The organism is Flavobacterium cyanobacteriorum (genome assembly GCF_002251835.1).
In the GTDB taxonomy this organism is placed as follows: Bacteria; Bacteroidota; Bacteroidia; order Flavobacteriales; family Flavobacteriaceae; genus Flavobacterium; species Flavobacterium cyanobacteriorum.
Genome location: NZ_NOXV01000083.1, coordinates 1 through 1,474, shown reverse-complemented (window position 1 = coordinate 1,474; position 1,474 = coordinate 1). Strand labels below are relative to the sequence as shown.

The 1,474-nt window shown below is 39.7% G+C and carries 2 protein-coding genes; one reads left to right on the top strand and one right to left on the bottom strand.

The genetic code is table 11. The features are described from left to right. Nucleotides 1-114 precede the first annotated feature (114 nt). Nucleotides 115-750: a hypothetical protein gene (locus tag CHU92_RS00895; protein ID WP_094411670.1), complete on the top strand. Its 636-nt coding sequence runs from the start codon at nucleotides 115-117 to the stop codon at nucleotides 748-750. An 83-nt stretch (nucleotides 751-833) separates the two neighbouring features. On the opposite strand, the gene CHU92_RS00890 is transcribed toward CHU92_RS00895, so the two are convergent. Next, nucleotides 834-1,406 carry a hypothetical protein gene (locus tag CHU92_RS00890; protein WP_129582963.1) on the bottom strand — a complete coding sequence of 191 codons (573 nt, stop codon included), beginning with the start codon at nucleotides 1,404-1,406 and terminating at the stop codon, nucleotides 834-836. Nucleotides 1,407-1,474: the final 68 nt, after the last annotated feature.

Below are 1,474 nucleotides of genomic sequence, written 5' to 3'. Positions count from 1 at the left end.
GTCAACCCTTTTTTATTTAACAAATAAGTTTAAACCACTTCATTTTTAAATACTTACTACAGCTTCCATAAGAGCTTGTATCTTTGTTAGCAGCAACCCTCTGATTATGGTATTATGACAAACCGTAAGAAGGCAGGCAAGCACCCAAATGAAGGCAAAAGCCTGTTTTTTTACGTTTTGTTGGGCCCTAATGATAAAGTAAATTACATGTACCGTATGAAACCATTCTATACAGCGCTTTTCCTGTTTGTTGCGGCAATTGGGTATGGCCAGTCTTACCTGGGAAGGGTTACAGGGCAGGCCGGATTAATGAAAGGGCCCGGGAAAGGCTCCGGCGAGATTTTGTTACTAAAACCATGGGTACAGATTTTTATTATATCTATGGAAACCGATAATGATTTTTATAACATTATAGATATAGCTACCGGTATGGAAGGCTATGTCCAAAAAGAATTTATCAAACAGGGTGACGCTGTACCAGAATGCGACAAAGGCATTTTTACCCCAAATGGCAAAGCCGGCACATATAATTCTGAAGCGGAAATATTTAATGACACATCAATAACATTAACCTTAAAACTTAATAGTGAAACCTACACCTTTGCTCCCCAACAAAAGTTAACAATAACACTAAGCCCCGGAACATACAAATACCGCGTGTCAGCACCCGGCATGATTCCTTACATGGGGACACAACCTGTTGATAGCAACAGGGCCTACAGCTGGAGATTTTTTATTGTAACTGAATAAAGCAATTATAAAATAGCAGTGATAATGTAGCCATTAGTGTATTGCGGTAGTCCCTAAGGCGCGAAGCACCTGGCCCAATTAGCCTATTGCCCTTTGTATCCTGCCTGCAGGACTTTTATGATCCGTTTCTTTTCGGCGTATTTGTGGGCAACCATGAAATTAAACTCACCTGATTCGGGATAATCAACAAAAAAAGGCTGCCCGGGTTTATTTTTCTTAAGGAACACGGCGTATAAGGGGTTATCAACAGCAATATACATCGATTCCGCTCCCGGAAATTTTCCCGAACCATACAAGGTCATCATCTCAGTTATGCCAATCCCCGAATAATAAGAATGAAGCATATCTTCTTTCATGGCTTTAATTTCCCCGGGCGTCATTACCAAGGTTTTCACAATTACAAAACCACAATCCTGCGCCATTATATATTCGTCCGCTATCACTTTTTCAACGCTTTCCGACATTATTATTATTTCCCCGATATCCCGTTTTGCGTACATATCAAATAAATACTCACCTTCAAAAAGTTCTGTTACGGAAGTTACTTCAGGATTTTCAAGGAGTTTAACAGCTTCAGCCCCGGTAATAAGCCTGTTTTGCGCCAACATGCCAAAGCAGACGCACCAGTTAATAATAATGAAAAAAAATTGAGGCATAATTTTGTTGTCAAACCCACACAACGAAGTGGTTTAAACTTATTTGTTAAATAAAAAAGGGTTGACGA